Consider the following 25,510-nt stretch of genomic DNA (forward strand, 5'->3'; position numbering starts at 1 on the left):
GACTACTGGTGCTATATACAGGTGCCAGTGAGATACTGCCGATACGACTCATCCACACATCATTTCTTCGCCATGAACACTGCTTTTATATGACGCAGCGAAAAATCATCCACGTCGATTGTGACTGTTTTTACGCCGCCATCGAGATGCGTGACGACCCGCGCCTGGCCGGCAAGCCATTGGCGGTGGGCGGCTCGGCGGATCGGCGTGGGGTGATTGCCACCTGTAACTATGAAGCGCGGGCTTATGGCGTACGCTCGGCCATGTCGTCCGGGCATGCCTTGAAACTCTGTCCGGACCTGACCATCGTCAAGCCGCGCATGGATGCCTATCGAGAAGCGTCGAAGGAAATTCATACGATCTTTCGCGATTACACCGACCTGATCGAGCCGCTTTCCCTGGATGAGGCCTACCTCGACGTGTCGGACAGCGCGCATTTCGGCGGCAGCGCCACGCGAATCGCCCAGGACATTCGTCGCCGGGTATCCAATCAATTGCACATCACCGTGTCGGCCGGTGTGGCGCCGAACAAGTTTCTCGCCAAAATCGCCAGTGACTGGAAGAAGCCTAACGGCTTGTTCGTGATCACACCGGATCAGGTGGAAGATTTCGTCAGTGGTTTGCCGGTGAGCAAGCTGCACGGGGTTGGCAAAGTGACCGCCGACAAACTCGGCAGGCTCGGCATCGTCGATTGCTCGCATTTGCGCGAATGGGACAAGTTGGCGCTGGTGCGCGAATTCGGCAGCTTCGGCGAGCGACTCTGGAGCCTGGCCCGTGGGATTGATGAGCGGTTGGTGCACAACGACAGTCGACGGCAGTCGATCAGCGTCGAAAACACCTACGATGTGGACCTGCCGGATCTGGTGAGTTGTCTGGATAAATTGCCCGAGTTGCTGGAATCCCTGCATGGCCGCATGGCGCGGATCGACAGCAGCTATCGACCGGGCAAGCCGTTCGTCAAAGTGAAATTTCACGATTTTACCCAGACTACTTTGGAGCAGGCCGGGGCAGGGCGGGATCTGGGGAGTTATCAGTTGCTGCTGACCCAAGCCTTTAACCGTGGTGGGAAACCGGTGCGGTTGTTGGGGATTGGGGTGAGGCTCGAGGATTTGCGGGGCGGGTTTGAGCAGATGGAGTTGTTTGAGCGGTAGTTTTGCAGTGAATGTAATGGCGTCATCGCGGGCAAGCCCGCTCCCACAGGTACTGCATCGTCCTTGTGGGAGCGGGCTTGCCCGCGATGCTTTTAAGCGTTTAATTCGGCCCCGGATCCGCCACCAGTCGCCCGGCATCCTTGGTCAGCGACTTGAGGAATTCGGTCTGCAACTCGGGATCGTTGCGGGTCAGTTCGATCAGACTCTGTTCCAGCTCGCTGGCTTCTTCCTCCAGACCCAGTTCCGACAGACGTTTGACCCGGTGTACCCACTGGCTCACTTCGTCGTCTTCGAGGTCGTCGTAAATCAGCCCGTGCGCTTCGAGCAGCTTACTGCGCAAAGTGCTGCTGATCGCCAAAGACGAGTCGGTGTGCACATCGTCCTTGTTGTCCTGGACACTGATCTGCAGCTTGCCCAGATGATTGAGGTCATGTTCGGCGAACGGGCTGTCCAGCAGGTTCAGGCGCAACACCCCGTTACGGTCGGTGCTCAGTTCAAAGGTGTTCTTGCCAGCCTTGACCTGCACCGGGCGCTCGCTCCACGGCAGGCTCGAGTATTCCGTGCGCTTATCGCGCTGGACTTCGTCGATACCTGCCAGGTTCTGTTGCGCCCGACCATGGGACTGCGCGTTCATGAACGGATTGAGCCCGGCGAAACCATAGCTGAGCCAGTCCTTCGTCACGCTGTCCGGCAGATTGCCGAGGGCGAACACGTTGACCACATTCGCACCGACGCCGGCCACCACCGCCACCACGCCCAGCGGGATCTCGTAGACCTCCCTCCAGGGTTGGTAAGGCGTATAGCGATCATAGCGGCGCGTGACTTCGAACTCGGTGACTTCGAAGGTTTTCTGCTCGTGGATTTTCACCCGACGTTGCGGCAGCTCAAGCACCTTGGGCTCGCCGACATCGATCTGCAGGCTGTGATCGAGCAATTTGCGCTCGATCCGTTCCTCGTGCTCGCTGCGTTGTGACATCTGATTGGCACAGCCGCTGACCAGCAGCGCGCCGCACAGGGCGGCGCTACCGAGGCCTAAGGTGTTTCGCTTGAACATGACGTCTCTATCTGGTGTCAGCGGCGGATACGGGCCTGGAGGAAAGACAACACGTCAGCGACCGGCAGCGCTTGCGCCTCGGCCTCTGTGCGGCTCTTGTATTCCAGATTGCCGTCGGCGAGGCCGCGGTCACTGACCACGATCCGGTGTGGAATGCCGATCAGTTCCATGTCGGCGAACTTGATGCCCGGGCTGGTTTTCTTGTCGCGGTCGTCCAGCAGCACTTCGAAGCCGGCGGCAGTCAGTTCTGCGTAGAGCTTGTCGGTGGCTTCGCGAACCTGTTCGGTTTCGTAGCGCAGCGGAACCAGGGCAACCTGGAACGGAGCCAGAGCGTCGCTCCAGATAATCCCGTTCTCGTCGTTGTTCTGTTCGATGGCGGCAGCCACCACGCGAGACACACCAATGCCATAGCAGCCCATTTCCAGGGTGACCGGCTTGCCGTTCTCGCCCAGCACTTCGCACTTCATCGCTTTGCTGTACTTGTTGCCCAGCTGGAAGATGTGCCCGACTTCGATGCCGCGCTTGATTTCCAGGGTGCCTTTGCCGTCAGGGCTCGGATCACCGGCCACGACGTTGCGCAGGTCGGCGACGGTCGGAACCGGCAGATCACGCTCCCAGTTCACGCCGAAGTAGTGCTTGTCGTCGATGTTGGCACCGATGCCGAAGTCGCTCATCAGCTCGACGGAACGGTCGATGATGATCGGCAGTGGCAGGTTCAACGGGCCAAGAGAGCCGGCGCCGGCGCCAATGGCGTCGCGCAGTTCGGCTTCGGAAGCCATGACCAGCGGGCTGGCAACGCCAGGCTGGTTGGCGGCCTTGATTTCGTTCAGCTCGTGGTCGCCACGGATGATCAGGGCAATCAGCTTGCCTTGCTCTTCAGCGTGCACCACCAGCGTCTTGATGGTTTTTTCGATCGGCAGGTTGAAGCCTTCGACCAGTTGCGCAATGGTCTTGGCGTTCGGCGTGTCGACCAGGCGCAGCTCTTCGCTTGGTGCGGCGCGGGAGGTTTCACGTGGCACGGCTTCGGCTTTCTCGATGTTCGCCGCGTAGTCGGAACCATTGCTGAAAACGATATCGTCTTCGCCGGATTCGGCCAGTACGTGGAACTCGTGGGAGCCGGCACCACCGATCGAGCCGTTGTCGGCTTCAACCGGACGGAACTTCAGGCCCAGACGGGTGAACACGTTGCAGTACGCCTGGTGCATGCGATCGTAGGTGATCTGCAGCGAAGGCTGATCAGCGTGGAACGAATAGGCGTCCTTCATGATGAATTCGCGGCCGCGCATCAAACCGAAGCGTGGGCGGATTTCGTCACGGAATTTGGTCTGGATCTGGTACAGGTTGATCGGCAACTGTTTGTAGCTGCTCAATTCGTTACGCATCAGGTCGGTGATGACTTCTTCGTGAGTCGGGCCGGCGCAGAAGTCGCGACCGTGGCGATCCTTGAAGCGCAGCAATTCCGGGCCGTATTCTTCCCAGCGACCGGATTCCTGCCACAGCTCAGCCGGTTGCGTGCTCGGCATCAACACTTCGAGAGAGCCGGCGGCGTTCATTTCTTCACGCACGATGGCTTCGACCTTGCGCATCACTCGCAAGCCCATGGGCAGCCAGGTGTACAGGCCCGAGGCGAGTTTGCGGATCATGCCGGCGCGCAACATCAGCTGATGGCTGATGACGACCGCGTCGGAAGGCGTTTCTTTCTGTGTGGCGAGCAAAAATTGACTGGTGCGCATGGTTGGCCGTTGTCGGTTGCTGATGACGAGAAATGACGGAACATTGTACGGGCGAGATCTGCTGGCGTACAGGAGTGCGGCCGGCTGTGTCGTAGAGGGCGAGAATCTGCCCGCCCTCTACGATGCTTCCTGCGGAAAAAAGCCTACGACTCTTCCGCGACCTGGGTTTGAGCCGGTTCGGGCGTCGGTGTCGGGCCGGCGCGGCGGTTTTCCTGGAACCAGTGCAAGGCGATCAACAGCAGGGTCGGGACGCCCAGCAGGGCGGTGATCAGGAAGAAATTGTGATAGCCGAACTTCTCCACCATGACCCCTGAGTAGCCGCCGATCAGGCGAGGTAGCAGGAGCATGATCGAGCTGAGCAGGGCGTACTGGGTGGCGGAGAATTTGAGATTGGTCAGGCTCGACAGGTAAGCGACAAATGCCGAAGTCGCCAGGCCCGAGCTGAAGTTATCCAGAGAAATGGTGACAATCAGCATCTGCAGATTGGCCCCCATGTCCGTGAGCATCAGGAACAGCAAGTTAGTGCCGGCCGATGCAACGCCGCCAATGAACAGGATCGGCAGAATGCCGAAGCGCACGATCAGCAGGCCGCCCATGCCGGCGCCGACCAGCGTCATGATCAAGCCGAAAATCTTGCTGACGCTGGCAATCTGATCCTTGGTGAATCCCTGGTCGATGTAAAACACGTTAGCCATGACGCCCATGACCGTATCAGACATCCGATAGGTGGCGATCAGCCCGAGCAGCAGCAGGGCTTGCCAGCGATAACGCAGGATAAAGTCGTTGACCGGCGTCAGCACCGGCGCCAGGCCACGGCGGCCCATGGCCGACAAGCACAGGCCAGTAAGCGTGATATAGAGAATCGCCCGTAGGAACGCGCGGTCTTCGAGCAGCAGGTCGAGCACGCTGACGCCTTCGAACAGTACGCTGGCGAAGTCAGTGTTGTAGAGCTGGGTGAACATGGCCGGTACGGACACCAGCAGCACGATCAGCACGAACACTGACGCCAATTGATGCGCAAAGCTATAGCGTCCGGCCTGAAGTTGAGTTCGCAACGGCACTGGCGGTTCACGCATGAAGAGGGACGTCAGCAGTGCCGGGACCATCAGCGCGCCAAACAGCAGGTAAGTGCCGGCCCATGCCGAATGCTTATAGTTGAAACCGGTGGAGCCGAAGCCTTCGGCGAAGAACAGGGCGCCGGCGGTGGCCAGCAGTGCGGCAATCCGATAACCGGACATGTAGCTGGCGGCGAGCGCTGCTTGACGGCTGTCTTCAGCGATTTCCAGGCGATAGGCGTCGACGGCGATGTCTTGCGTCGCGGAGGCGAAGGCGACGACCACTGCAATAGCGATCAGCCAGGACAGATGCTTCTGCGGGTCGCAGAAACCCATGCCGATGAGGCCGAGGATCACCAGCGCCTGGGACAATACCAGCCAGGAGCGTCGTCGACCGAGCTTGCCGAGCAGTGGCAGGCGCCATTGGTCGAGCAGCGGGGACCAGACCCATTTAAAGGCGTAGGCCAGGCCGATCAGGCTTGCATAGCCGATGGTTTCGCGGGCAACACCGGCCTCGCGCAGCCAGACTGAAAGCGTCGAAAACACCAGCATGTAGGGCAGGCCGGCGGCGAAACCAAGCAGCAACAGCACGAGCGTCGAGGGGCTGGCATAGGCGGCGAGCGCGGCGCGCCAGGTTTTACGGGGCATGGGCTGGAGTCTGCCTCAAGAATTACGGAAACAAAGCGCGCACTCTAACCGCTGTGCTCTACCGGGCGCCAGCCATGGCGCTGAATATCAACACGATTGTTCAGGATACTGATGCCTTCCATGCGCAATCGGGCCCGTTGTTCATCCCCCGAGGGGCTGCCCACGGGCAGGCTGAGTCGTCCGCCGGCACCCAGCACGCGGTGCCAGGGCAATTTGGTGTCGCCGGGCAGTTGGCTCAGTGTTCGCCCGACCCAGCGGGCAGCACGACCCAGTCCCGCGAGCTCGGCCAGTTGGCCATAGCTCACGACTTTGCCCTCGGGCACTTGTGCCAGGGTCAGGTAGAGCGCCGTGCGTCGGATTTGCGCCGCGCTTTCGGTTTCAGAGGTTGAATCGGTCACGTCCCGGGCTTCCTGAAAAAATGCGCATTGACCGTCTGTAGAGTAAATCCTGGATCGCCTATTGAGAAATGAACTCAATAGAAATAGTCGGGTCAGTCCTTGTCAGGGGCTTATTCGTAAGGATAATGCCGACTTTTTTTCGCAAAGTTGAGCCTTCGATTCGCTTATGTTGTCCAGAACCTTGCTGTGCCTTGCTGTCGTCAGTGCTTCCACTCCCTTGCTTGCCGATACCGTCTGGTTGAAGAACGGTGACAAATTGAGCGGTAAAATCACGCTCTTCGACGGTGGCAAGCTGTTGATCCAGACCCAGTATGCCGGGGCGGTTCCGATTGACTGGAAAGAGGTCAAAACCCTGGAAAGCGATCAGCATATGCTGGTCAAGCAGGATGCCTACAGCGGCGAGGTGGCCAAGTCGCTGCACGCGGCGGAAGACGGCAAGGTCACTCTGGCCAATGGCGACGCACCCAAAACGGTGGAGCTGGCCAGTATCCAGCAGATGCTCAAGCCCAAGCCGGTGGTCGAGGATTTGGTGTGGAAAGGTAATGTCGACATGGCGCTGGATTATCGGCGGGCCGAAAAAGATACCGATGATTATGACGTGGGCTTCAAAACCAGCGCGCGTCACGGTCGGTGGCGTCATACGGCGGAAGGTGAATACAACCGAGAGTTCCAGGATGACGTCGTTACTACTGATAACTGGCGTGCCGAATATTCTCTCGACCGATTCCTCACCGAGAAGTGGTTCTGGCAAGGTCGTTTGAACTATAAGCGCGACAAGGTCGAAGAGCTTTCCCGTCAGCGCACCATCGGTACCGGCCCCGGTTATCAATTCTGGGATGATGAGCTGGGCGCCTTTTCCTTGGGTTCGCTGCTGAACAACACGGATTATGAGTATTCCAGCGGTCGCAAGGAAAACTTCTATTCCTTGGCGATGAAGTGGGACTACAACCGTTATCTGGTCGGCAAGAAGGTCGAGTTCTTCACTAATGGTGAGGTCGGAAAACCGTTGTCGGGCGTGGCGGATTACGCCCTCGATGCCGAGGTCGGCCTGCGCTACAAGGTTACCGATTGGGCGTCGCTGAACCTGAAGGCCGAGAGAGATATCATCAGTGGAAGCGATGAGGCTGACCTGAGCAAAACCCGATACACCGCAGGGTTTGGCGTGGCTTGGTAACACTCTGAAAAATCAAAAGATCGCAGCCTTTGGCAGCTCCTGCACGGGATTGATGTCCTGTAGAGGCTGTCGAAGGCTGCGATCTTTTTTGTCATGCAAAACACATCGCACAAAAAAAGCTTTTGAGGACGTGTCCGCGTCTTCAGTTAAAGGCTAGTGCATTCGCCTTGGCGGACACCTGTATCGTAGTGGCATTCCGTACTCAGGCGGCCGTCCTGTGTCCAGAAACGGCCGATGCCCTGCTCAAGACCGTTCTTGTATTCCACTGACGAATTCATCTGGCCACTTTCGTACCAGGTAAGAGCGGTGCCCTCAAGCTTTCCGTCCTTGTAGATCTTGTGATCCTTGAGTTGGCCTGTGCCATACCATTTTTTGAAGTCGCCTTGTTCGCGGTGTTGTTCATCCCGCTGCCATTGTACGGTTTGCACGCCTTGCTCGTTCCAGCTGGCATAGCTACGCCGAGTTCCATTCTGATAAAGCGCCTTTTCTTTCGTTTTGCCACTGAGGAAGTAGACGATCAGCCAACCATCAGGGCTGCCGTCCAGATTGTTTCGGGTGGTTTCGATGGCACCGTTTTCAAAGTAATGAGGGCTTGGACCTTGAGCTTTGCCTGCAACGAAAATAGTGCTGCTTTTAAGCTGTCCGTTTGGGTGGTAGCTCAAAGCGGGGCCGTCCAAAACATTGTCTCGATAGTTGGTACGCCCGATGAGTGCGCCATTTTCATCGTACTCAAGGTACTCACCATCCACTCGCTTGCCCTTGTACCAGTTATAGGCCTCAGCAATCTTGCCATTGTCGTGGTAAACGGTCTGCCAGCCTTCCAGCTCGTTGTTTAGATAGTTTTCGCGTTTGATTACGGTGAGGTTCTCAGAATACGTCAGTGCCTTGCCTTGGCGCATGCCATTAGCGTCATGCTGATAGCTTCGGCGGAGCTTGCCGCTTCGGTAATAGCTTCTGTAGGCATGGACTGCCTTGCCTGAAACAAAATCCTCGGCATCGACGAAGTATTCATGACTCGGAGTTTGGGTTTCGACATAGAAGATCTGTGCTGCCCATGCCTTGTGTTTGCTGTCGTAGTCCATTGGCATCTTCAGGTAGTAAGACGCTTGCCCTTGACCTATGGGTGAAAAATCGCGATCCAGGTATTGTTTTCCATCCACAAGAGATGCCATGAGTTCACCGCATGCTTCAGGCGTGCAGGGGCGCACCTTCTCGAGAAACGCTCGTTTGCGTTCGCAGGCCGAATGCGTAAGTAGAAGGGGGATTTTCTGATCGATTAGTTGCTGGATTTCGTCGAGGGCTCGGCGAAACGAATCATTGGGGATGCCCGCAGACTCGGGGGTCATGTAAACCTCATTGCTCCCGCAAGCATGAGGAGTTGAAAGCGTCAAAAGTGCCGCTGCTCTTAGCTGAATAGGGGCGTGACCATTTACTTCGGCGCCCTTCGCCAAATATGTTGCTCGAGGGTTCATGTCGACGATCACGGTCGGGTGGTCGGGTTGCGTTTCTGCTTGGGTTGTGAGGGAGTGCGTGAGAATTACGAGCACAGCACTGAATGACTTCCAGGAGATGAATTGCATCCTGCTTCTTCCATGTGATTTTCCAGGGCGCGAATCATATAGAGGTGAAGCGGGGATAGGGCGGTGCAAAACATTCAGGCACAAAAAAGCCCCGCTTTTAAGGGCGGGGCTTTTTACTAAAGCAGTTACAAGTTAGATAACTTGAACTTCTTCAGCTTGCATGCCTTTCTGACCGCGGGTAGCGATGAAAGAAACCTGTTGGCCTTCTTTCAGGCTTTTGAAGCCGTCGGATTGGATAGCTTTGAAGTGAACGAACAGGTCGTCACCGGATTGTGGAGTGATGAAGCCGAAGCCTTTTTCATCGTTGAACCACTTAACGGTACCGGTTTGGCGATTAGACATGGTGTAACTCCTTGAACAAAGATAACTGCGACGCAGGAAGAACCCTGGCCGAGACTGAGTGCAAAGAGCAGGAAAAATTCTTGTAGATGGTTGGATCGAAATTCAACATATCGTGTAGAGATTCTCAGTGACACAAGCAGCACAGTGGCGCCACCTTAACCCTTTTTCCGGAACGTGCCAATGGTTCTTGCGAAGGTTTCTCTGTTTTCGTGACTGACGGTGCATCGAATAGCGATCAAGGCCCGGGATTTACGGGCGATCGGTGAGAATTGTTTCCCGGACTTTGAACCCGGAGCGCCTGCCCGGTAAGATGCCGGACAGAATTTTTCCACCTCGCTATTCAGGACACCCGCCATGAGCATCAAATCGGACAAGTGGATTCGCCGCATGGCGCAAGAGCACGGCATGATCGAGCCTTTCGTCGAGCGCCAGGTGCGCGGCAGCGACGATAGCCGTGTGATCTCCTACGGCGTGTCCAGCTACGGCTACGATGTGCGTTGCACCAATCACTTCAAGGTGTTTACCAACATCAACTCGGCGATCGTCGACCCGAAAAACTTCGATGCTGGCAGCTTCGTCGACATTCACAGCGACGTGTGCATCATTCCGCCGAACTCCTTCGCTCTGGCCAGCACCGTCGAATACTTCCGCATCCCGCGTAACGTATTGACCATTTGCCTGGGTAAAAGCACCTACGCGCGTTGCGGCATCATCGTCAACGTCACGCCGCTCGAGCCTGAGTGGGAAGGTCACGTGACCCTGGAGTTCTCCAACACCACCAATCTGCCGGCGAAAATCTACGCGAACGAAGGCGTGGCGCAGATGTTGTTCCTTGAGTCGGACGAAGAATGTGAGGTCTCCTACAAGGACCGTGGCGGCAAGTACCAGGGCCAGCGTGGCGTGACCCTGCCGCGTACCTGAGTCAGCCGTCTGACAAACCGTTGGAATTCCTGAGCGGGCGTACACTCTATGGAATGTACTGCTCCGATTCGCGCAAGGCGGATCGGGCCATCGCTCAGGAGTGCTTCATGAAGATCGATCCGCGAATAAGTGCCGAACTGGCAAGGCTTGAACCCAATCAGGTTGGCGTGCTGGCCTGGTCCTTGTTGGCACATCCGCCCGTCAGCATGGCAGGGGGGATCCCTGGCCAGCCTGATCCCGATACCCCCAACGAACAACCGACAGAACCCGGAGAGCCGACTCTTCCGGACGAACCACCACCCGCGCCAGTCGCCTGAACCCCTGTCGAATGAATGGCCAGTCAGCTGATATCTGTAAAAGATTTCAGCTGACTGGCCATATTTCGTTCGTCTATGACAAAGATCGCCCGCGAAAGCGGTCTGTCCGTGACATTGATGCTGGATGTGCTGACGTCTTCGCGGGCAAGCCCGGCTCCCACAGGGTTCGATGTTGTTCATGCAGGCTGCGAACGACACAAAAAACTGTGGGAGCGGGCTTGCCCGCGAAAGCGGTCTTTCAGTCACATCGATGCTGGATGTGCTGACGTCTTCGCGGGCAAGCCCGGCTCCCACAGGGTTCGATATTGTTCATGCAGGCTGCGAACGACACAAAAAACTGTGGGAGCGGGCTTGCCCGCGAAAGCGGTCTTTCAGTCACATCGATGCTGGATGTGCCGACATCTTCGCGGGCAAGTCGGATCGCCGCACCGCTCGCTCCTACAGGACGGTGGGTTACTTGAGGTTGCCGCTGAGGAACTGCTTGAGTCGCTCGCTCTTCGGATTGCCCAATACATCCTCCGGCGCACCTTCTTCTTCCACCAATCCCTGGTGCAGAAACAGCACCTGGCTCGACACCTTGCGGGCGAAGCTCATTTCGTGGGTGACCATGATCATGGTCCGGCCTTCTTCGGCCAGGCCCTGGATGACTTTGAGCACTTCGCCCACCAGCTCCGGGTCGAGCGCCGAGGTCGGTTCGTCGAACAGCATGACTTCCGGTTCCATGGCCAGCGCTCGGGCAATGGCTACCCGTTGTTGCTGGCCGCCTGAAAGGAACGCCGGGTATTGATCCGCCACGCGTGCCGCCAGCCCTACCTTGTCGAGGTAACGTCGGGCACGGTCTTCGGCCTCTTTCTTGCTGCAACCGAGCACCCGGCGCGGGGCCATGGTGATGTTTTCCAACACCGTCATATGGCTCCACAGGTTGAAGTGCTGGAACACCATGGCCAGGCGCGTGCGGATTCGCTGCAATTCATCCTCATCGGCGACGCGCATTCCATGACGGTCATGGATCATGCGGATCGGCTGGCCGTCCATGGTCATGGCGCCGTCATTGGGCTGTTCGAGAAAGTTGATGCAGCGCAAAAAGGTGCTTTTACCTGAGCCGCTGGCGCCGATCAGGCTGATGACGTCGCCGGTTTTGGCCTTGAGCGAAACGCCTTTGAGCACCTGATGATCGCCATAGCTTTTATGCAGGCCTTCAATGGTCAGTTTGTACATGGGGCATGCATCCTCAAGGCGAAAGTAGGTAGCCGCTGCGATAGGCTTCGGTGCCCGCGACGTGGGCGATCACCATGCCGGCAGTGGCCATGCGCCGCAACGAACGGGCGTACATCAGCCCGGCGGCGGTGCAATGAACAGGGGTGACACGATCATTGATCGGGTCGATCACTTCGGCGATCAGTTGCCCGGCCTCCAGGTATTCCCCGGGCAGGGCGGTGAACACCAGCAGCCCACCCACCGACGTCGCCACCGGTTCGACGCCGGCCAACGGTGTGGCCGGGTAGGGCAGTTCGGGTAATGGCGCCGGCTCACCGGCAATCGCGCCGAAATGAATCAGATAATCGATCAGCGCCTGGCAATCGAGGCTGGCCAGCGGGTGATTGACGTCGCCCTGGCCGCGCAATTCGACGGTCACCGAAAAACTGCCCAGCGGAATCTCGAAATGCTCGCCGAAACGCTCTTTCAACTGCCACCAGAGCAGGGTGAAGCATTCATCAAACGACTGGCCGCCAGAGTCGGTGGCCAGCAGGCTGGCTTCGGAACCGATGTAGCGCGCCAGCGGCTCGACCTGCGGCCAAGCCTCGGGCGTGGTGTAAAGGTGCGCCACGGCTTCGAAATCGCAATGCAGGTCCAGCACCATGTCCGCATCACAGGCCAGCCGTTGCAGGGTCAAGCGCTGGGATTGCAGTTGCGTGGCTGCGGTCTGCCGCGCCAACGCCTTGCGCAGGCTGTCGCGGATCAGTTCGAGGTTATGTTGCGGATCGTCGCCGAGCAGGCCTTCGATCTCGTTGCCGACTTCTTCACTCAAATCGACGAACCAGCGATTGAAGTTCTGCCCGCTTTCCAGCTCGTAGCGGCCCAGTGGAACGTCCATCAACACTTGTTCCAGGCCGACCGGGTTGGCCACGGGCACCAGCACGATTTCGCTGCGCAGCCGGCCGGCGGCTTCCAGCTCCGCCAGACGTTGCTTGAGGTGCCAGGCCACCAACATGCCGGGCAGTTCATCGGCATGCAGGGAGGACTGAATGTAAATCTTGCCTTTGGCCGACGGCGGGCCGAAGTGGAAGCTGTGAATCTGTCGCACGGTCCCCGGCAGTGGGGCCAGCAGGTCATGAATCTGGTGGCGCATGTACGAGTTGTCCTAGTGAGTCGGCCCGAGGAAGGCCAGCCATCGGCGTTCGGCGAGACGGAACAGGCCGACCAGCGCAAAGGTAACGGTCAGGTAGATCAGCGCGGCGATGCCGAACGACTGGAAGGTCAGGAAGGTCGCAGAGTTCGCGTCGCGAGCGACTTTCAATACATCCGGGATGGTCGCGGTGAACGCCACGGTCGTCGAATGCAGCATCAGAATCACTTCGTTGCTGTAATAAGGCAACGAGCGACGCAGGGCCGACGGCATGATGATGTAGGCATAGAGCTTCCAGCCTGACAGGCCGTAGGCCTTGGCCGCTTCGACTTCACCGTGGGCCATGCTGCGAATCGCCCCGGCGAAGATCTCCGTGGTATAGGCGCAAGTGTTCAGGGCGAAAGCCAGGATCGTGCAGTTCATCGCATCGCGAAAAAACGCATCGAGGACTGGCTGAGCACGCACGGCGGCCAGGCTGTAGATGCCGGTGTAACAAATCAGCAGCTGAATGTAGAGCGGCGTGCCCCGAAACAGATAGGTGTAAAACTGCACCGGCCAGCGGACGTAGACCTTGGGCGAAACCCTGGCGATGGACAGCGGGATCGACACCAGAAAACCGATGAAGATCGACGCGCTGAGCAGCCACATGGTCATGGCCAGGCCAGTGATGTTGTAGCCGTCGGTATAAAGGAAGGGTTTCCAGTATTCCTGCAAGAGTTCGATCATCGTACCGCCTCCCGGGAACCGGCGGCGTAGCGGCGTTCGAGCCAGCGCAGGACAAAATTGGACGCACTGGTGATCAGCAGGTAAATCAATGCGGCAAGCACCAGGAAGTAGAACAGTTGATAAGTGCTTTTACCGGCGTCCTGCGCAGCCTTGACCAGATCGGCGAGGCCGATGATCGAAACCAGCGCAGTGGCCTTGAGCATCACCATCCAGTTGTTGCCAATGCCGGGCAAGGCGAAGCGCATCATTTGCGGGAACACCACGATACGAAAACGCTGACCGCGTTTGAGGCCATAGGCGGTGGCGGCTTCGACCTGGCCCCGCGGTACGGCGAGGATCGCGCCACGGAAGGTTTCGGTGAAATACGCGCCATAAATGAAGCCCAGGGTGATGACCCCGGCGCTGAACGGGTTGATCTCGATGTATTCCCATTCCATGAAATCGGTAAACGAGGTCAGCCAGGTTTGCAGGCTGTAGAAAATCAGCAGCATCAACACCAGGTCCGGCACCCCGCGAATCAGCGTGGTGTAGAGCTGGGCCGGTACCCGCAGCAGTTTGACTTTTGACAGCTTGGCACTGGCGCCCAGCAGGCCGAGCAACACGGCCACCAACAGCGACAACACCGATAATTTGATGGTCATCCAGGTGCCTTCCATCAGCAACGGGCCGAAGCCCTGGAGGCTGAAGGCTGAGAGCCCCAGGTTTTGTAAGAGGTTTTCGAACATAAATCAGCAACCTGATCGGGTGAAAAAAGCGCCCATCGCGAGATGGGCGCCGGGCATTATTTGCCGCTGTACAGATTCAGATCGCCAAAGTGTTTCTTCTGAATGGTGGCGTAGGTGCCATCGTCGTGTAACGCTTTGATACCTTTATCCAAAAGTGCCTTGAGGTCTTTGTTACCTTTCGAGATACCGATCGCTGTTTTAGCGGGCAGCAATTCGCTGTCGACTGGCTTGCTGACTTCGTAATCGGCGCCTTTTGGCGACTTCAGGAAGCCCAGCTCGGCTTGCAACATGTCCTGGATGGCTGCGTCGAGACGGCCGGAAGTCAGGTCGGAATACACCTGATCCTGGTTCTGATAGGCCTGGGTTTTCACGCCGGCTTTGTCCAGCACGGCCTTGGCGTAGGCTTCCTGAATGGTGCCTTGCTCGTAACCGACGGTTTTGCCCTTCAACGAAGCGACGTCTTCGCTCAGGCCGGAACCTTTCTTGAACACGTAAGCGGTGGGGCCGGAGAACAGCTCGCTGGAGAAGTCGATGACTTTTTCGCGGGCCGGGGTGACGGTCATCGATGAGATCACACCGTCGAATTTATTGGCTTTCAAGCCCGGAATCATACCGTCGAAATCGCTTTCGACCCATTTGCACTTGACCTTCAGCTCGGCGCAGATCGCATTGCCCAGATCGATGTCGAAGCCTACCAGGCTGCCGTCGGCTGCTTTGGACTCGAACGGCGCGTAGGAAGGGTCAACGCCAAAACGCAATTCTTTGTATTCCTTGGCCAGCGCGGAGCCGGCAGCCATGCACAACGCCAGTGCAGAAAGGGTCAGCAATGCTTTTTTCATTATTCAATCCCTAAGAACCAATATGAGCGCTTGTGGCGCAGAAGTACTGTTACTGGAAAGCGTAAGACCTATTAAAAGTAGCAATTTCCGAACCAGAGTCCCGAACAAGCGTTTAAAAGGTAATACAAGAAGTGGCAAAGCGCGATCTATGCACGAAAACGGGCGCGCATTATTTGCTGCACCGATTCGGTTCGGATTGACACCTGTGGCGAGGGAGCTTGCTCCCGTTGGATCGCGAAGCGGTCCCGCTGTTGTCAGATTTGCGACTGCTACGCAGTCGAACGGGAGCAAGCTCCCTCGCCACAGAGGTGGGGTTAGCCCAACAAATCCTGCAACGTCGCCATGCTGTCAGCTTCCTCCACCGATTTGTCGTGCCGCCAACGCAGCATCCTCGGAAACCGCACCGCAATCCCGCTCTTGTGCCGTTTCGACAGGGCGATACCTTCGAACCCCAGCTCAAATACCAAAGTCGGCTTCACACTACTGACCGCTCCGAATTTTTCCACCGTGGTCTTGCGCACGATGCTATCGACCTGACGCATTTCTTCGTCAGTCAATCCGGAGTAGGCCTTGGCGAAAGGCACCAGCGTTCGCTCGCGGGCAGAGGGCGGGCCGTCCCACACAGCGAAGGTGTAATCGGTGTAGAGACTGGCCCGGCGGCCATGGCCTTGCTGGGCATGGACCAGCACTGCATCAACGCTGAACGGGTCGACTTTCCATTTCCACCACACACCCATGTCCTTGGTCCGCCCGACGCCATACAGCGCATCGCGGGCCTTGAGCATCATGCCTTCGACGCCCAATTTGCGAGAGGCCTCTCGTTGGCGGGCGAGGTCGAACCAGTCTTCACCGGTCAGCACGGGCGAGCTCAGTAACACCGGGTTTGCGCAGGAATTGATGAGTTGTTCCAGCTGAGCGCGGCGCGTGGCTTGAGTCCGGTTGCGCCAATCCTCACCCTGCCATTCCAGCAGGTCATAGGCCTGGATGACCACGGGCACCTCATCGAGAATTTTTTTGCTCAGCATTTTGCGGCCGATCCGTTGTTGCAACAGGGCGAAAGGCAGCACAGAAGGTGACGATGGCGATTGCGCGTCGAAAGCGTCCTCAATGCCCGGTTGCACGGCTTTCCAGGCGACAATTTCACCGTCGATCACCGTGCCATCGGGTAGGTCACGAACCAGGCTCTCCAGTTCGGGGAAGCGTTCGCTCATCAGCTCTTCACCTCGCGACCAGATCCACAAGCGTCCATCGCGCTTGACCACTTGAGCGCGGATGCCGTCCCACTTCCATTCCACTTGCCATTGACTGGCCGGGCCGAGCACGGCTTCGAACTGCTCGACCGGATGCGACAATGCATGGGCGAGGAAAAACGGGTACGGCTGGCCACCCCGTTGGGCATGCTCATTGGGTGATTCGGGGGCGATCAGCTTCAGGTAACTGGCGGCGCTTGGGCGGTTGGATAGATCGGTATAACCCACCAGCCGCTGGGCCACGCGCTTGCTGTCGAGCCCGGCCATCGCCGCCAGCGCGCGGGTGACCAGCAATTTGGAGACACCGACACGCAAACTGCCAGTGATCAATTTGATGCACAGCATCAGACTCTGGCGATCCAGTTGCGCCCACAGGGCAGGCAAGCATTCGGCGAGGGTCAGCGGAGGCGCATTACGCAGCGGCAGCAGTTTGTTTTCAATCCACACCGCCAGCCCGTCGGTAGAGGTGTGGTGCGTTTCGGGCAACACCAGCGAGATGGTTTCCGCCAGATCACCGACGGCCTGATAACTTTCTTCGAACAACCAGGGCGAGAGCCCGGAAAACGCTGTAGCCATTTCCCGCAGCATTCGTACCGGCACCAATTGCCGAGGTCGACCACCGGACAGAAAGTACACCGCCCAGGCGGCATCTTCGGGCGCGGCTTGGGCGAAATAGTTCTGCATCGCCGTCAGTTTGGCGTTGCTCGAGGTGGTGGCATCGAGTTCGGCATACAAGTCGGCGAAGGCTTTCATGCCAGCACCTCGGCGCGCTCCGATTCGAGGACTGCGGTGTCTTCATCATCGCCATATTCGGTGCTGAAACTCATGGCATCGAGGCCTTGTTCGCGCAGATGGCGCACCAGCACCCCGATCGAACCGTGGGTAACGATCACGCGTTCGGCTGCGGTTTGTTCGATGGCCCACAGCAGGCCGGGCCAGTCGGCATGATCGGACAGCACGAAACCGCGGTCCACGCCGCGCCGCCGCCGTGTACCGCGCAAGCGCATCCAACCGCTGGCGAAGCCATCGCTGTAGTCACCGAAACGCCGTACCCAAGGGCTGGCACCCGCAGAAGGGGGCGCGAGGACCAAGGCCTTGCGCATCATCGGGTCATGTTTTTTTACTTCGCCGGAATAGATCGTTGGCGGTAAGTAAATGCCGCTCTCGCGATAAATCCGATTGATGGGTTCAACCGCGCCATGTACCAGAATGGGGCCGAGGCTGGCATCGATGCCGTGGAGAATCCGCTGAGCCTTGCCGAAGGAATAGCAGAACAGCACGCTGGTTTTGTCGGCTGCGGCGTTGGTCTGCCACCACTGATTGATCTCGGCAAAGACCTGCGCCTGGGGTTGCCAGCGGTAAATCGGCAGGCCGAACGTCGATTCCGTGATGAACGTGTGGCAACGCACCGGTTCGAACGGCGCACAGGTGCCGTCGGGTTCGGTTTTGTAATCCCCCGAGGCGACCCAGACTTCCCCGCCATATTCCAAACGCACTTGGGCCGAGCCGAGCACGTGGCCCGCGGGGTGAAAACTCAGTTTTACCCCTCGGTGCAACAATGGCTCGCCATAGGGCAGCGTTTGCAGGTTGATGTCCTGGCCCAGACGCGCGCGCAGAATGCCTGCACCCGGTGCCGCCGCCAGATAATGTTGATTGCCACGGCGAGCATGGTCGCTGTGGGCGTGGGTGATTACCGAGCGTTCGACCGGCTGCCATGGGTCGATATAGAAATCACCGGGCGGGCAGTACAAACCTTCAGGACGAGCGATAACAAGGTCCATATTGTTACCCAAATGGAGAGGCCTGTTAGCTAGGAGGTTTTCGCGAAGCGAGAAGTTCTATTTATTTTCGAGGAAGAATGGAGGCGTTAATCAGGCCGCTTTCGCGAGCAGGCCAGTGAAGGTTTTTAGAGAGGAACATCGCACTTGTGGCGAGGGAGCTTGCTCCCGTTGGGGCGCGCAGCGGCCCCGAATCTGCCGCCAAGGGAATCCAGGTAGAACACCGGCGTCTGTTTTGCGACTGCTTCGCAGCCGAGCGGGAGCAAGCTCCCTCGCCACAATGGATTTTCAGCATCAATGGGACCGGCAGCATGCTTTCGCGAGCAGGTCCGGTCCCACTCGAGGTTACTTGCCAGGCGTCAGCGTCAACCGCGTCTTGCCGTACACCTTGTCAAAGTTCTGCGGCTGCATCGGCAGGCTCATGTATTGCCCCTTGAGCCATGGATCGACGCTGTCGAGATAGTGCGGGCTGGCCGGGTTGCCGGATTGGCCGGTACCGTTCTGGCCCATCAGCGGTTCGGCCTGGCCGAAATCGACGATAAAGCGCATGGCCGGCGCCAGCGTGGTGTTGAAGTCCTGACCCCAGGTGAACGCGGCGGTGTTGAGTGTGGTGTGGTCGCCGCCGGCTGCCAACGGACCGCGCACGGTCTGACCGCTGGCGTTCTTCCACTCGTAGCGATGCAGTTTGCCCCACTGCCAGGCTTTGTGATCGCCACCCAACTGGCTGTCACCCGCGCTGATCGCGGCCGCCAGGCTACGGGCGAGAATCGTCGGTTTGTCTTCTTTCTGCGCAGTGCGCAGGTCATCCCAGAACGGACTGTCCTCACGGCTCAGCAGATGATCGGCCTGAGCTGCGTAGGACAACTTGCCGTTGCCGATAAAGGCTTTCCACGCCGGGCTGCTTTCCGGGCCGAGTTCGTCGAGGAAAATCTGCTGAGTGCTTTCCTGCAGGAACAACTCGTAGATCGCCGCGTCGGCGGAGGTCGGGCTGAGTTTTCCGTCGAAAGCCATCAAGCGCGTGTAAGCCTCGCGAGCCTTGGCGCGATCAGCCTCCGGCAGCGCTTCAATGGCCTGTTTGAGCGGCTGAGCCATGCCCGGCGCTTCAAACACCTTCTTCAGCTTGGCAGCGAAGGTGGTGGTCTGGTCGTATTGCATGGCGATCAGGCTACGCGTGTCGTGTTTGCCCACGCCCGCCAGTTCGGCCATGCGTTCACCGCGCTCCGGCGCCGACCAGGAATTGGACAGCTGCATGCCATAGCCATGGGGAATGACCCGCTGGTTGGCGGTGCCGAGCCAGCCTTGAGCCGGGTCCTGGTCATACGGATGGAGCATCGGGTCGGCGTAACCGTCCCAGTCGTAGCGACCTTCCCAGCCCGGCGACGGCAGCAAGCCTTCGCCTTCGCGACGGTTCGGGTAGCGCCCGGTGACTTGCCAGCCGATATTGCTGGCATCGGCAAACACCAGATTCAGGGCGATGGCGCGTATTTCACGGCTGGCGTCCGAGGCCTTCTCGACGCTTTGCGCTCGGGACAGGTCGAAAAAGGCGTCCAGGGTTTTGTCGTCGGTGAAGTTCGGCGTCTGCAAGGCCAGGCCGAAACCATTCGCCAGTGCGCTGCCTTGGGCGCTATTGAGCAGCGGCCCGTGGCGGGTTTCGTACACCGCTTCGCGAATCGGCCGCTGGCCTTTGACGAAGTAGGTTTCGTTGCGCACGATCGCCGGCTGCCATTTGCCGCCCACTTCGTAGGAAAGGCCGTTTCCCTGACGTTTGATTTTTTCCAGGAACAGGTCCTGGTTGTCGCCCATGACCGTGGTCATGCTCCACGCCACTTTGCCGTTGAAACCACCGAGTACCATGGGTAACCCGGCAATGGTCACGCCGGAGGCCTGGTATTTCGGCGCGCGAATCTGCACGTAACTGAACAGCGACGGCACGCCCAGCGGCCCATGGCTATCGCTGGCCAACAAGCTTTTACCGCTGCGGCTGCGTTGCGGGGCGATCGCCCAGTTGTTCGAAGACGTGGCGCCCAACAGGTTCAGATCCGATAGGCGAGCGGTAGCCTTGCTGATTTCGCTCAGCCCCGGGATTTGCCCGTTGAGTTTGATGCCCTGAAGTTTTTCGGCTTCAGCGACCGGCAGTTTTTCGTCAGGGGCGGACGGCGCAAGCCACGCCAGCTTGTCGGTACTGACCGTCTGGGCCAGCATCAATGAGGAAATTTCTTCCGGCAGGTTCGCCGATTGACTGAAATTCAGCAGGCAGAAAATCAGCGCCGAATCTTCCGGTTTCCAGTACTCAGGCTTGTAGCCGGTGGCCGCAAGGTCCGCAGGCAGTTTGTCGCGATAGCGGAACAGGTAGGCGTTGACCCCACGGGCATAGACTTCGAAGAAACGCTTGAGGCGTGGCGAGGAGGCCTTGTACAGCTCACCCGCGTTTTTCTTCAGATTGACTGCACGCATGTAGCGGTCGGCATCGAGCAGATCCGAACCGGACATCTCCGCCAGACGGCCCTGGGCGAGCAAACGCAGAGTGACCATTTGGCTGATGCGGTCGCTGGCATGCACGTAGCCGAGGGTGAACAGCGCATCGTGGAAGCTGTTGCTCTCTATCAGCGGCATGCCCATGGAATTGCGCCGAACCGAAACGTTCTGCGCCAAGCCTTTGAGCGGTTGCACGCCGGAGGCTGGCGGGAGGGTGTCCTGGGTGTTCCAGGTCTGACAACCAGTCAGGCTCAAAACACTGGCCACTGCTGCGGCAACGCCGAACCGGGGAAGAAAATATGTAAGGGCTGGCGAGGCCATGGCAAAGCTCCTGCGGGGGTAGTGACGCGATAAAGGCGCTACGTTAGTGAGCAGGAGATGGTCGCGCAAGCGGCGGCGGGGTTATTTCTTTATTGATCGTTCCCACGCTCTGCGTGGGAATGCAGCCCGTGACGCTCTGCGTCACATCCAGAGCCGAACGCGGAGCGTCCGTTGAAGCATTCCCACGCGGAGCATGGGAACGATCAGAGTGCAGGGCCTCAGGGTTTAGGCGGATTAATGAAGTGCTCCAAATCAAGAGGCATCGTCAGGTACGGACAGCGACCGCGAGCATCAGGTCGTCCTGTTTGCGTTTGATGGCTTGCCAGTAGGAAGAGGTGATGCTGAAGTGCGGGAAATTCAATGCCCCAGCAGGAGAGAAGTCGGCATGGAGCTCAAGACAGACGCGGCGCTGATCATCATCGATCAACAAAAAGGCATCCTGCATCCCAAACTGGGTCGTCGAAACAACCCTCAAGCCGAAGAGCGCATCCTGGAATTGCTGGAGCATTGGCGCCGAACCGGGCGGCCGGTGATTCATGTGCAGCATCTGTCCCGCTCAGAGGATTCGGTGTTCTGGCCACAGCAATCGGGGGTGGAGTTTCAGGAGCGTTTTCAACCATCGATGGGTGAGTGGCTGATTCAGAAGCAGGTGCCGGATGCCTTTTGTTCGACGGGGCTGGAGGCACGTTTGCGCGAGGCGGGGATCGATCAGTTGATCATCGTGGGTGTGGCGACCCACAACTCGGTGGAGTCGACGGCGCGAACGGCCGGGAATCTGGGGTTTGAAACGTGGGTTGCGCAGGATGCGTGCTTTACCTTCGACAAGGCGGACTTTTTCGGTAATGCCCATTCAGCCGAGGAAGTGCATGCGATGTCGCTGGGTAATTTGCATGGCGAATATGCGACGGTCGTCAGTACCGCAAAAATTCTGCAGGCCGACTAAAAAACCTGTGGGAGTTCGGCTGTCTATCAATATGCCTTCAAAATAAAGACCATCAAGACAGTTGCTCCCACAGTTGATCGGTGGTGTTCACAATTTTGTGGTTCACAAAAGATCCCTGTGGGAGCGGGCTTGCTCGCGAAGGCGATTCAACAGGCGAAAATGATATCCGCCCGAAGCATCAAGCGCCGTGGCACTTCTTGAATTTCTTGCCGTTGCCGCATGGGCAAGGGTCGTTGCGGCCGACGTCTTTCAGGGCGTTACGCACCGGTTCCTGGTGGGCGTGGCCGCAGTTCGGACCGTGGACATGGCCATGGTCGTGATCATGGTGGTCGTGATGGTCATGATCGTGGTTGCAGTCAGGGCCATGGACATGAGGTTGCTGGGTCATCGGGGTCACTCCGGAATTAAATCGGCGGCGATTATCACGCCATTGCGCGCCAGGTGCACGTAGTGCGCGATGAATAAACCGGTTTCCAGTTCACCTTCCAGACGATAGGGAATGGGTTGGTCGGGTTTTTTCAGCAATTTCACCAGATCCCGGACTTTCGGCCACAGGTTGGTGCGAATCGGTACCTTGAAATAGGCACTGCGCTTGGGGCCGATCGTGAACCAATGTTCGTGCTCGCCTTCGGTCAGCAGGATGTCCCCGAGGTGAATGCGATATTCCAGGGCGCGCACCGTCAGGTCTTGGTCATTGGGATTGTCGACGCGAAAGTGCAGCAGGAACTTCTGCTCCAGCAATTTGGCCCGTACCACCTCGACCTTGACCAAGTGCACTTGCGGCTCCGGGAGGTCGTTGTCGAAGTCGAACCACGATGCACAACCGCCGAGCCCCAGAAACAGGAGCAGGGTGAGCAGCTGTAATGCGCGCCGTTGACGGGTCATGGTGAGGTATCTCCCTTGAGACCCAGTCTAGCCTTAAAAAGATCGCAGCCTTCGGCAGCTCCTACGCGCCTGTGGACGCTGCCCAAGGCTGCGATCTTTTTACTGTTGGTCAACTCAAGCGCCGAAATAACTCGCGCAACACTTCTTGAACTTCTGCCCGCTGGCGCACGGGCACGCGTCATTGCGTCCCGCCTTGAGTGACACGGTAGGGTCGATGAAATACCAGCGGCCGGCGTTCTGCACGAATGACGAACGTTCGCGGTGACTGTGTTCGCCGCTGCTGTCGTGCCAGCGAGCGGTGAAAGTGACGAAAGCGTGCTCCGGTTGTCCGCCAAAGACCTCGGCGCTTTCCACCTCCAGACCCAGCCAGGTGCTTTGGGCGCTCCAGTCGCTGATCGACTGGCGATCCAGGCCGGCCTGTTGTGCGGGCAGGGTGGTCGTCACCAGATAGTCGATCAGCCCCAATACATAGGCGCTGTAGCGCGAACGCATCAAGACTTCGGCGCTGGGGGCGGGGTGGCCGGCGTGGTAATGGCCGCAGCAGGCATCGAGCAACGTGCCGCTGCCGCAAGGGCAAATAGATGTACTCATTGCGTTACCACCAATATTTCCCGAAGTTTTCCGGGTTGGCCCAGAAGCGCGAGTTGAGCCAGTCGGGCACCTGTTTATAGTCAAGCAGATCATAGGTAAACAGGGTCAGCACTTGATCGTCGCGCTGGAAGCGTTCACTGGCTTGCAGCGCCAGGGAAAAAAAGTCCGTCTCCTGCCAACCGCTGGCCGGCAAGTCGGCCAGCACCGCAATGCGACTGGCATTGAGGTTGCGTATGCCTCCGAGCAGATTGAGGCCGTCGCGCTTGGGCAAATGTTCGAGACAATCGACCACCAGCGCCAGATCAAACCGTTGCGCCGCCAGCTCGGCCGGCAATGGCCCGGGCGTCGCAAAGGCGACGATGCTATCCGGGTGCGCGGTTTTGAACGCTTCGAGCGCGGGGAATTCGCTGGCGCCAATCAGCAACAGTCGCGCGGGGGCGTAACGATCAAGCAAAGCGGCCAACGCCTGTTGGGGCGTGCGCGAAGAGATACCTGCAATCATCGAAGATCCTCAATCAGATCGCCAAGACTAGCCTGCCCAGACGTCCGAGCCTAGTTCCTGTCTAGCGGATTAGCCAAAAAGCACCGATCTTCCATGAACAGGGGGCCAAACAGCAATGGCCTATTGCTGGCGGAGATTAAAAGTCGGGTCTTTACTCCCTAGAATCGGTTTTAAGCCGATCCCTCAGGAGAAGAACTAGATGAGCATAATTCGGACAGCATTACCCTTGGTTCTGCTAACCAGTGTGTTGACTGGTTGCGCAGGTTTACAGAAAACCGACTGGCCGACCTGTGCGGCGGTCGGCGGTGTCATCGGTGCAGGGCTCGGCGCGACCGAAAGCTCGGCATGGGCGGGGTATGGCGCGCTGCTGGTCGGCGGCACGGCAGCGGCCTATTGCTGGGTGCACGGCGATGGCGATGAAGACGGCGATGGTGTGCTGGACAGCCGCGACAAGTGCCCGGGTACACCTAAAGGCGTGCGGGTCGATGCCGACGGCTGCCCTCCACCAGCGCCTGCGCCGGTGGTCGAAGAGACGGCGGTGGTCAAGGAAGAAGTCATCGTTATCCGTGATGTGCACTTCCAGTTCGACTCGGCCAAGCTCACCCCTGCCGATAAAGACGTACTCAACACCATTGCCACGCGCCTGAAACAGGAATCCTCCAGCGCCCAACTGACCGTGACCGGTCATACCGATAGCGTCGGCAGTGATGCCTACAACCAGAAACTGTCGGATAGACGCGCCCATTCGGTGGTGGAATACTTGATTTCCCAAGGCGTGCCACGCAGCAGTTTCGTGACTGTGACCGGTGCCGGTGAAAGCCAGCCGGTGGCCGATAACAAAACTGCGGACGGCCGTGCGTTGAATCGTCGCACGGAAATCAAAATCAACCGCTAGATCCCTTGTGCTCCGCGGCTTGTACAGTCGCGGATGCGGGTCTTTACTCCTGTGTGACCGGTATGGGCCGGTGACACAGGAGCATTCACAATGAGCGTTCTTACAAGGACCGTCTTGCCGGTTCTGCTGCTTGGCAGTCTTCTGACCGGTTGTGCGACTCACAGCGATGGCACTGCCCCCCTCAATCAACGTACCTGGCCGATCTGCAGTGTCATAGGCGGACTGGTCGGCGGCGGTTTGGGCGCAATTGAAAGCAGTGGCTGGGCAGCGGGTGGAGCGGCGCTCGGGATCTTGACCGGCGGCCTGATCTGTTACGCCCAGGATGGCGATGAAGATGATGATGGCGTCTTCGATCGACGTGATCGCTGCCCCGATACACCCGCCGATACGCCTGTCGAACATCACGGTTGTCCGCTGCCGCAATACCCGGCCAGCGTGAAACCAGTTGAACCACCGGTATCGGAAGTCATCACCCTGAACGGCAACGTGCTGTTCGCCTACAACCAATCCGACCTGATGCCCGAAGCGCGCAGTCAGCTGGATTCGTTGATGGCCAAGTTGCAGAGCGCCGATGTGGTGAGCGTTAAAGTTATCGGTCATACCGACAGCCAGGGTTCGGACACCTATAACCAGAAACTGTCGGAACGGCGTGCCAGCAGCGTGGCGGCCTACCTGTTGAGCCAGGGGCTGGCGCCGAACAAACTCACCAGCGAAGGCCGGGGCGAAAGCCAACCGATAGCCGATAACGACACGGAAGAAGGGCGGGCGCAAAACCGTCGCGTGGAGTTGCATATCAATCGCTGAGCCATGTGATAGAGCCGTCGGATGACGATTCAGGCTTGTCCGACGGCCAATTCGCG

General features: G+C 58.5%; 25 protein-coding genes. 7 read left to right on the forward strand and 18 right to left on the reverse strand.

Going from position 1 to position 25,510, the window contains the following annotated elements; all coding sequences use genetic code 11:
• Window positions 1-89 precede the first annotated feature (89 nt).
• Entirely contained in the window at window positions 90-1,151 is a 1,062-nt protein-coding gene (gene dinB / locus AB3226_RS20615) for a DNA polymerase IV (protein WP_367374392.1), read from the forward strand.
• Between the two features lie 100 nt (window positions 1,152-1,251).
• On the opposite strand, the gene AB3226_RS20620 is transcribed toward dinB, so the two are convergent.
• The 4 genes from AB3226_RS20620 to AB3226_RS20635 form a co-directional block, all read right to left on the reverse strand.
• A complete protein-coding gene (locus AB3226_RS20620; protein WP_367374393.1) occupies window positions 1,252-2,205 on the reverse strand; it encodes a hypothetical protein in 954 nt (317 codons plus the stop codon).
• 17 nt (window positions 2,206-2,222) lie between these two features.
• Window positions 2,223-3,938 (reverse strand): proline--tRNA ligase, encoded by a 1,716-nt coding sequence (locus tag AB3226_RS20625; protein WP_367374394.1) that lies wholly within the window; start codon window positions 3,936-3,938, stop codon window positions 2,223-2,225.
• Between the two features lie 143 nt (window positions 3,939-4,081).
• Window positions 4,082-5,641: an AmpG family muropeptide MFS transporter gene (locus tag AB3226_RS20630; protein WP_367374395.1), complete on the reverse strand. Its 1,560-nt coding sequence runs from the start codon at window positions 5,639-5,641 to the stop codon at window positions 4,082-4,084.
• A gap of 44 nt (window positions 5,642-5,685) precedes the next feature.
• On the reverse strand, window positions 5,686-6,039 hold the full coding sequence (locus AB3226_RS20635) for an MGMT family protein (protein WP_367374396.1): 354 nt from the start codon (window positions 6,037-6,039) through the stop codon (window positions 5,686-5,688).
• Window positions 6,040-6,205: 166 nt separating this feature from the next.
• On the opposite strand from AB3226_RS20635, the gene AB3226_RS20640 reads away from it, so the two are divergent.
• On the forward strand, window positions 6,206-7,213 hold the full coding sequence (locus AB3226_RS20640; RefSeq protein WP_367374397.1) for a DUF481 domain-containing protein: 1,008 nt from the start codon (window positions 6,206-6,208) through the stop codon (window positions 7,211-7,213).
• Between the two features lie 146 nt (window positions 7,214-7,359).
• On the opposite strand, the gene AB3226_RS20645 is transcribed toward AB3226_RS20640, so the two are convergent.
• Entirely contained in the window at window positions 7,360-8,793 is a 1,434-nt protein-coding gene (locus AB3226_RS20645) for a toxin-antitoxin system YwqK family antitoxin (protein ID WP_367374398.1), read from the reverse strand.
• Between the two features lie 132 nt (window positions 8,794-8,925).
• Entirely contained in the window at window positions 8,926-9,135 is a 210-nt protein-coding gene (locus AB3226_RS20650; RefSeq protein ID WP_002554837.1) for a cold-shock protein, read from the reverse strand.
• A gap of 354 nt (window positions 9,136-9,489) precedes the next feature.
• Here AB3226_RS20650 and dcd point away from each other — a divergent pair, with 354 nt between their 5' ends.
• Both dcd and AB3226_RS20660 read left to right on the forward strand, forming a co-directional pair.
• On the forward strand, window positions 9,490-10,056 hold the full coding sequence (gene dcd, locus AB3226_RS20655; protein ID WP_007904652.1) for a dCTP deaminase: 567 nt from the start codon (window positions 9,490-9,492) through the stop codon (window positions 10,054-10,056).
• A 107-nt stretch (window positions 10,057-10,163) separates the two neighbouring features.
• Window positions 10,164-10,373: a hypothetical protein gene (locus AB3226_RS20660; RefSeq protein WP_008060697.1), complete on the forward strand. Its 210-nt coding sequence runs from the start codon at window positions 10,164-10,166 to the stop codon at window positions 10,371-10,373.
• Between the two features lie 453 nt (window positions 10,374-10,826).
• Here the strand turns inward: AB3226_RS20660 and AB3226_RS20665 are convergent, their stop codons facing one another.
• The 8 genes from AB3226_RS20665 to AB3226_RS20700 form a co-directional block, all read right to left on the reverse strand.
• Complete coding sequence (locus tag AB3226_RS20665; RefSeq protein ID WP_253553416.1) at window positions 10,827-11,591, reverse strand: ABC transporter ATP-binding protein; 765 nt, start codon at window positions 11,589-11,591, stop codon at window positions 10,827-10,829.
• A gap of 13 nt (window positions 11,592-11,604) precedes the next feature.
• Window positions 11,605-12,723 (reverse strand): succinylglutamate desuccinylase/aspartoacylase family protein, encoded by a 1,119-nt coding sequence (locus tag AB3226_RS20670; RefSeq protein ID WP_367374399.1) that lies wholly within the window; start codon window positions 12,721-12,723, stop codon window positions 11,605-11,607.
• A gap of 12 nt (window positions 12,724-12,735) precedes the next feature.
• Window positions 12,736-13,446, reverse strand: coding sequence for an ABC transporter permease (locus tag AB3226_RS20675; RefSeq protein WP_367374400.1), 711 nt, complete (start codon window positions 13,444-13,446; stop codon window positions 12,736-12,738).
• Entirely contained in the window at window positions 13,443-14,171 is a 729-nt protein-coding gene (locus AB3226_RS20680) for an ABC transporter permease (RefSeq protein ID WP_367374401.1), read from the reverse strand. The genes AB3226_RS20675 and AB3226_RS20680 overlap by 4 nt, the downstream gene beginning before the upstream one ends.
• Window positions 14,172-14,227: 56 nt before the next feature.
• Complete coding sequence (locus AB3226_RS20685) at window positions 14,228-15,010, reverse strand: transporter substrate-binding domain-containing protein (protein ID WP_367374402.1); 783 nt, start codon at window positions 15,008-15,010, stop codon at window positions 14,228-14,230.
• A 314-nt stretch (window positions 15,011-15,324) separates the two neighbouring features.
• The gene (locus tag AB3226_RS20690) at window positions 15,325-17,013 is read right to left on the reverse strand and encodes an ATP-dependent DNA ligase (protein ID WP_367374403.1); all 1,689 of its coding nucleotides are present in this window, start codon (window positions 17,011-17,013) and stop codon (window positions 15,325-15,327) included.
• Entirely contained in the window at window positions 17,010-18,041 is a 1,032-nt protein-coding gene (locus AB3226_RS20695) for a ligase-associated DNA damage response exonuclease (protein WP_367374404.1), read from the reverse strand. The genes AB3226_RS20690 and AB3226_RS20695 overlap by 4 nt, the downstream gene beginning before the upstream one ends.
• 342 nt (window positions 18,042-18,383) lie before the next feature.
• Window positions 18,384-20,834: a penicillin acylase family protein gene (locus tag AB3226_RS20700; protein ID WP_367374405.1), complete on the reverse strand. Its 2,451-nt coding sequence runs from the start codon at window positions 20,832-20,834 to the stop codon at window positions 18,384-18,386.
• 385 nt (window positions 20,835-21,219) lie between these two features.
• Between AB3226_RS20700 and AB3226_RS20705 the strand changes: the two genes are divergently transcribed.
• A complete protein-coding gene (locus tag AB3226_RS20705; protein WP_367374406.1) occupies window positions 21,220-21,777 on the forward strand; it encodes a cysteine hydrolase family protein in 558 nt (185 codons plus the stop codon).
• A gap of 178 nt (window positions 21,778-21,955) precedes the next feature.
• On the opposite strand, the gene AB3226_RS20710 is transcribed toward AB3226_RS20705, so the two are convergent.
• The 4 genes from AB3226_RS20710 to AB3226_RS20725 all read right to left on the reverse strand — a co-directional run bounded on the left by AB3226_RS20710 (window position 21,956) and on the right by AB3226_RS20725 (window position 23,755).
• Complete coding sequence (locus AB3226_RS20710) at window positions 21,956-22,165, reverse strand: SEC-C metal-binding domain-containing protein (protein WP_007906737.1); 210 nt, start codon at window positions 22,163-22,165, stop codon at window positions 21,956-21,958.
• A gap of 5 nt (window positions 22,166-22,170) precedes the next feature.
• Window positions 22,171-22,662 carry an LEA type 2 family protein gene (locus tag AB3226_RS20715; RefSeq protein ID WP_367374407.1) on the reverse strand — a complete coding sequence of 164 codons (492 nt, stop codon included), beginning with the start codon at window positions 22,660-22,662 and terminating at the stop codon, window positions 22,171-22,173.
• Window positions 22,663-22,776: 114 nt separating this feature from the next.
• Window positions 22,777-23,253, reverse strand: a complete 477-nt coding sequence (locus AB3226_RS20720) for a YchJ family protein (RefSeq protein ID WP_367374408.1) — start codon at window positions 23,251-23,253, stop codon at window positions 22,777-22,779.
• A 4-nt stretch (window positions 23,254-23,257) separates the two neighbouring features.
• Window positions 23,258-23,755: a DUF6231 family protein gene (locus AB3226_RS20725; protein ID WP_367374409.1), complete on the reverse strand. Its 498-nt coding sequence runs from the start codon at window positions 23,753-23,755 to the stop codon at window positions 23,258-23,260.
• 199 nt (window positions 23,756-23,954) lie between these two features.
• Here AB3226_RS20725 and AB3226_RS20730 point away from each other — a divergent pair, with 199 nt between their 5' ends.
• Window positions 23,955-24,650, forward strand: coding sequence for an OmpA family protein (locus tag AB3226_RS20730; RefSeq protein ID WP_367374410.1), 696 nt, complete (start codon window positions 23,955-23,957; stop codon window positions 24,648-24,650).
• Between the two features lie 90 nt (window positions 24,651-24,740).
• Window positions 24,741-25,454 (forward strand): OmpA family protein, encoded by a 714-nt coding sequence (locus AB3226_RS20735; protein WP_367374411.1) that lies wholly within the window; start codon window positions 24,741-24,743, stop codon window positions 25,452-25,454.
• Window positions 25,455-25,510 lie beyond the last annotated feature (56 nt).

Source organism: Pseudomonas lini, from assembly GCF_964063345.1.
GTDB classification, from domain to species: domain Bacteria; phylum Pseudomonadota; class Gammaproteobacteria; order Pseudomonadales; family Pseudomonadaceae; genus Aquipseudomonas; species Aquipseudomonas lini_B.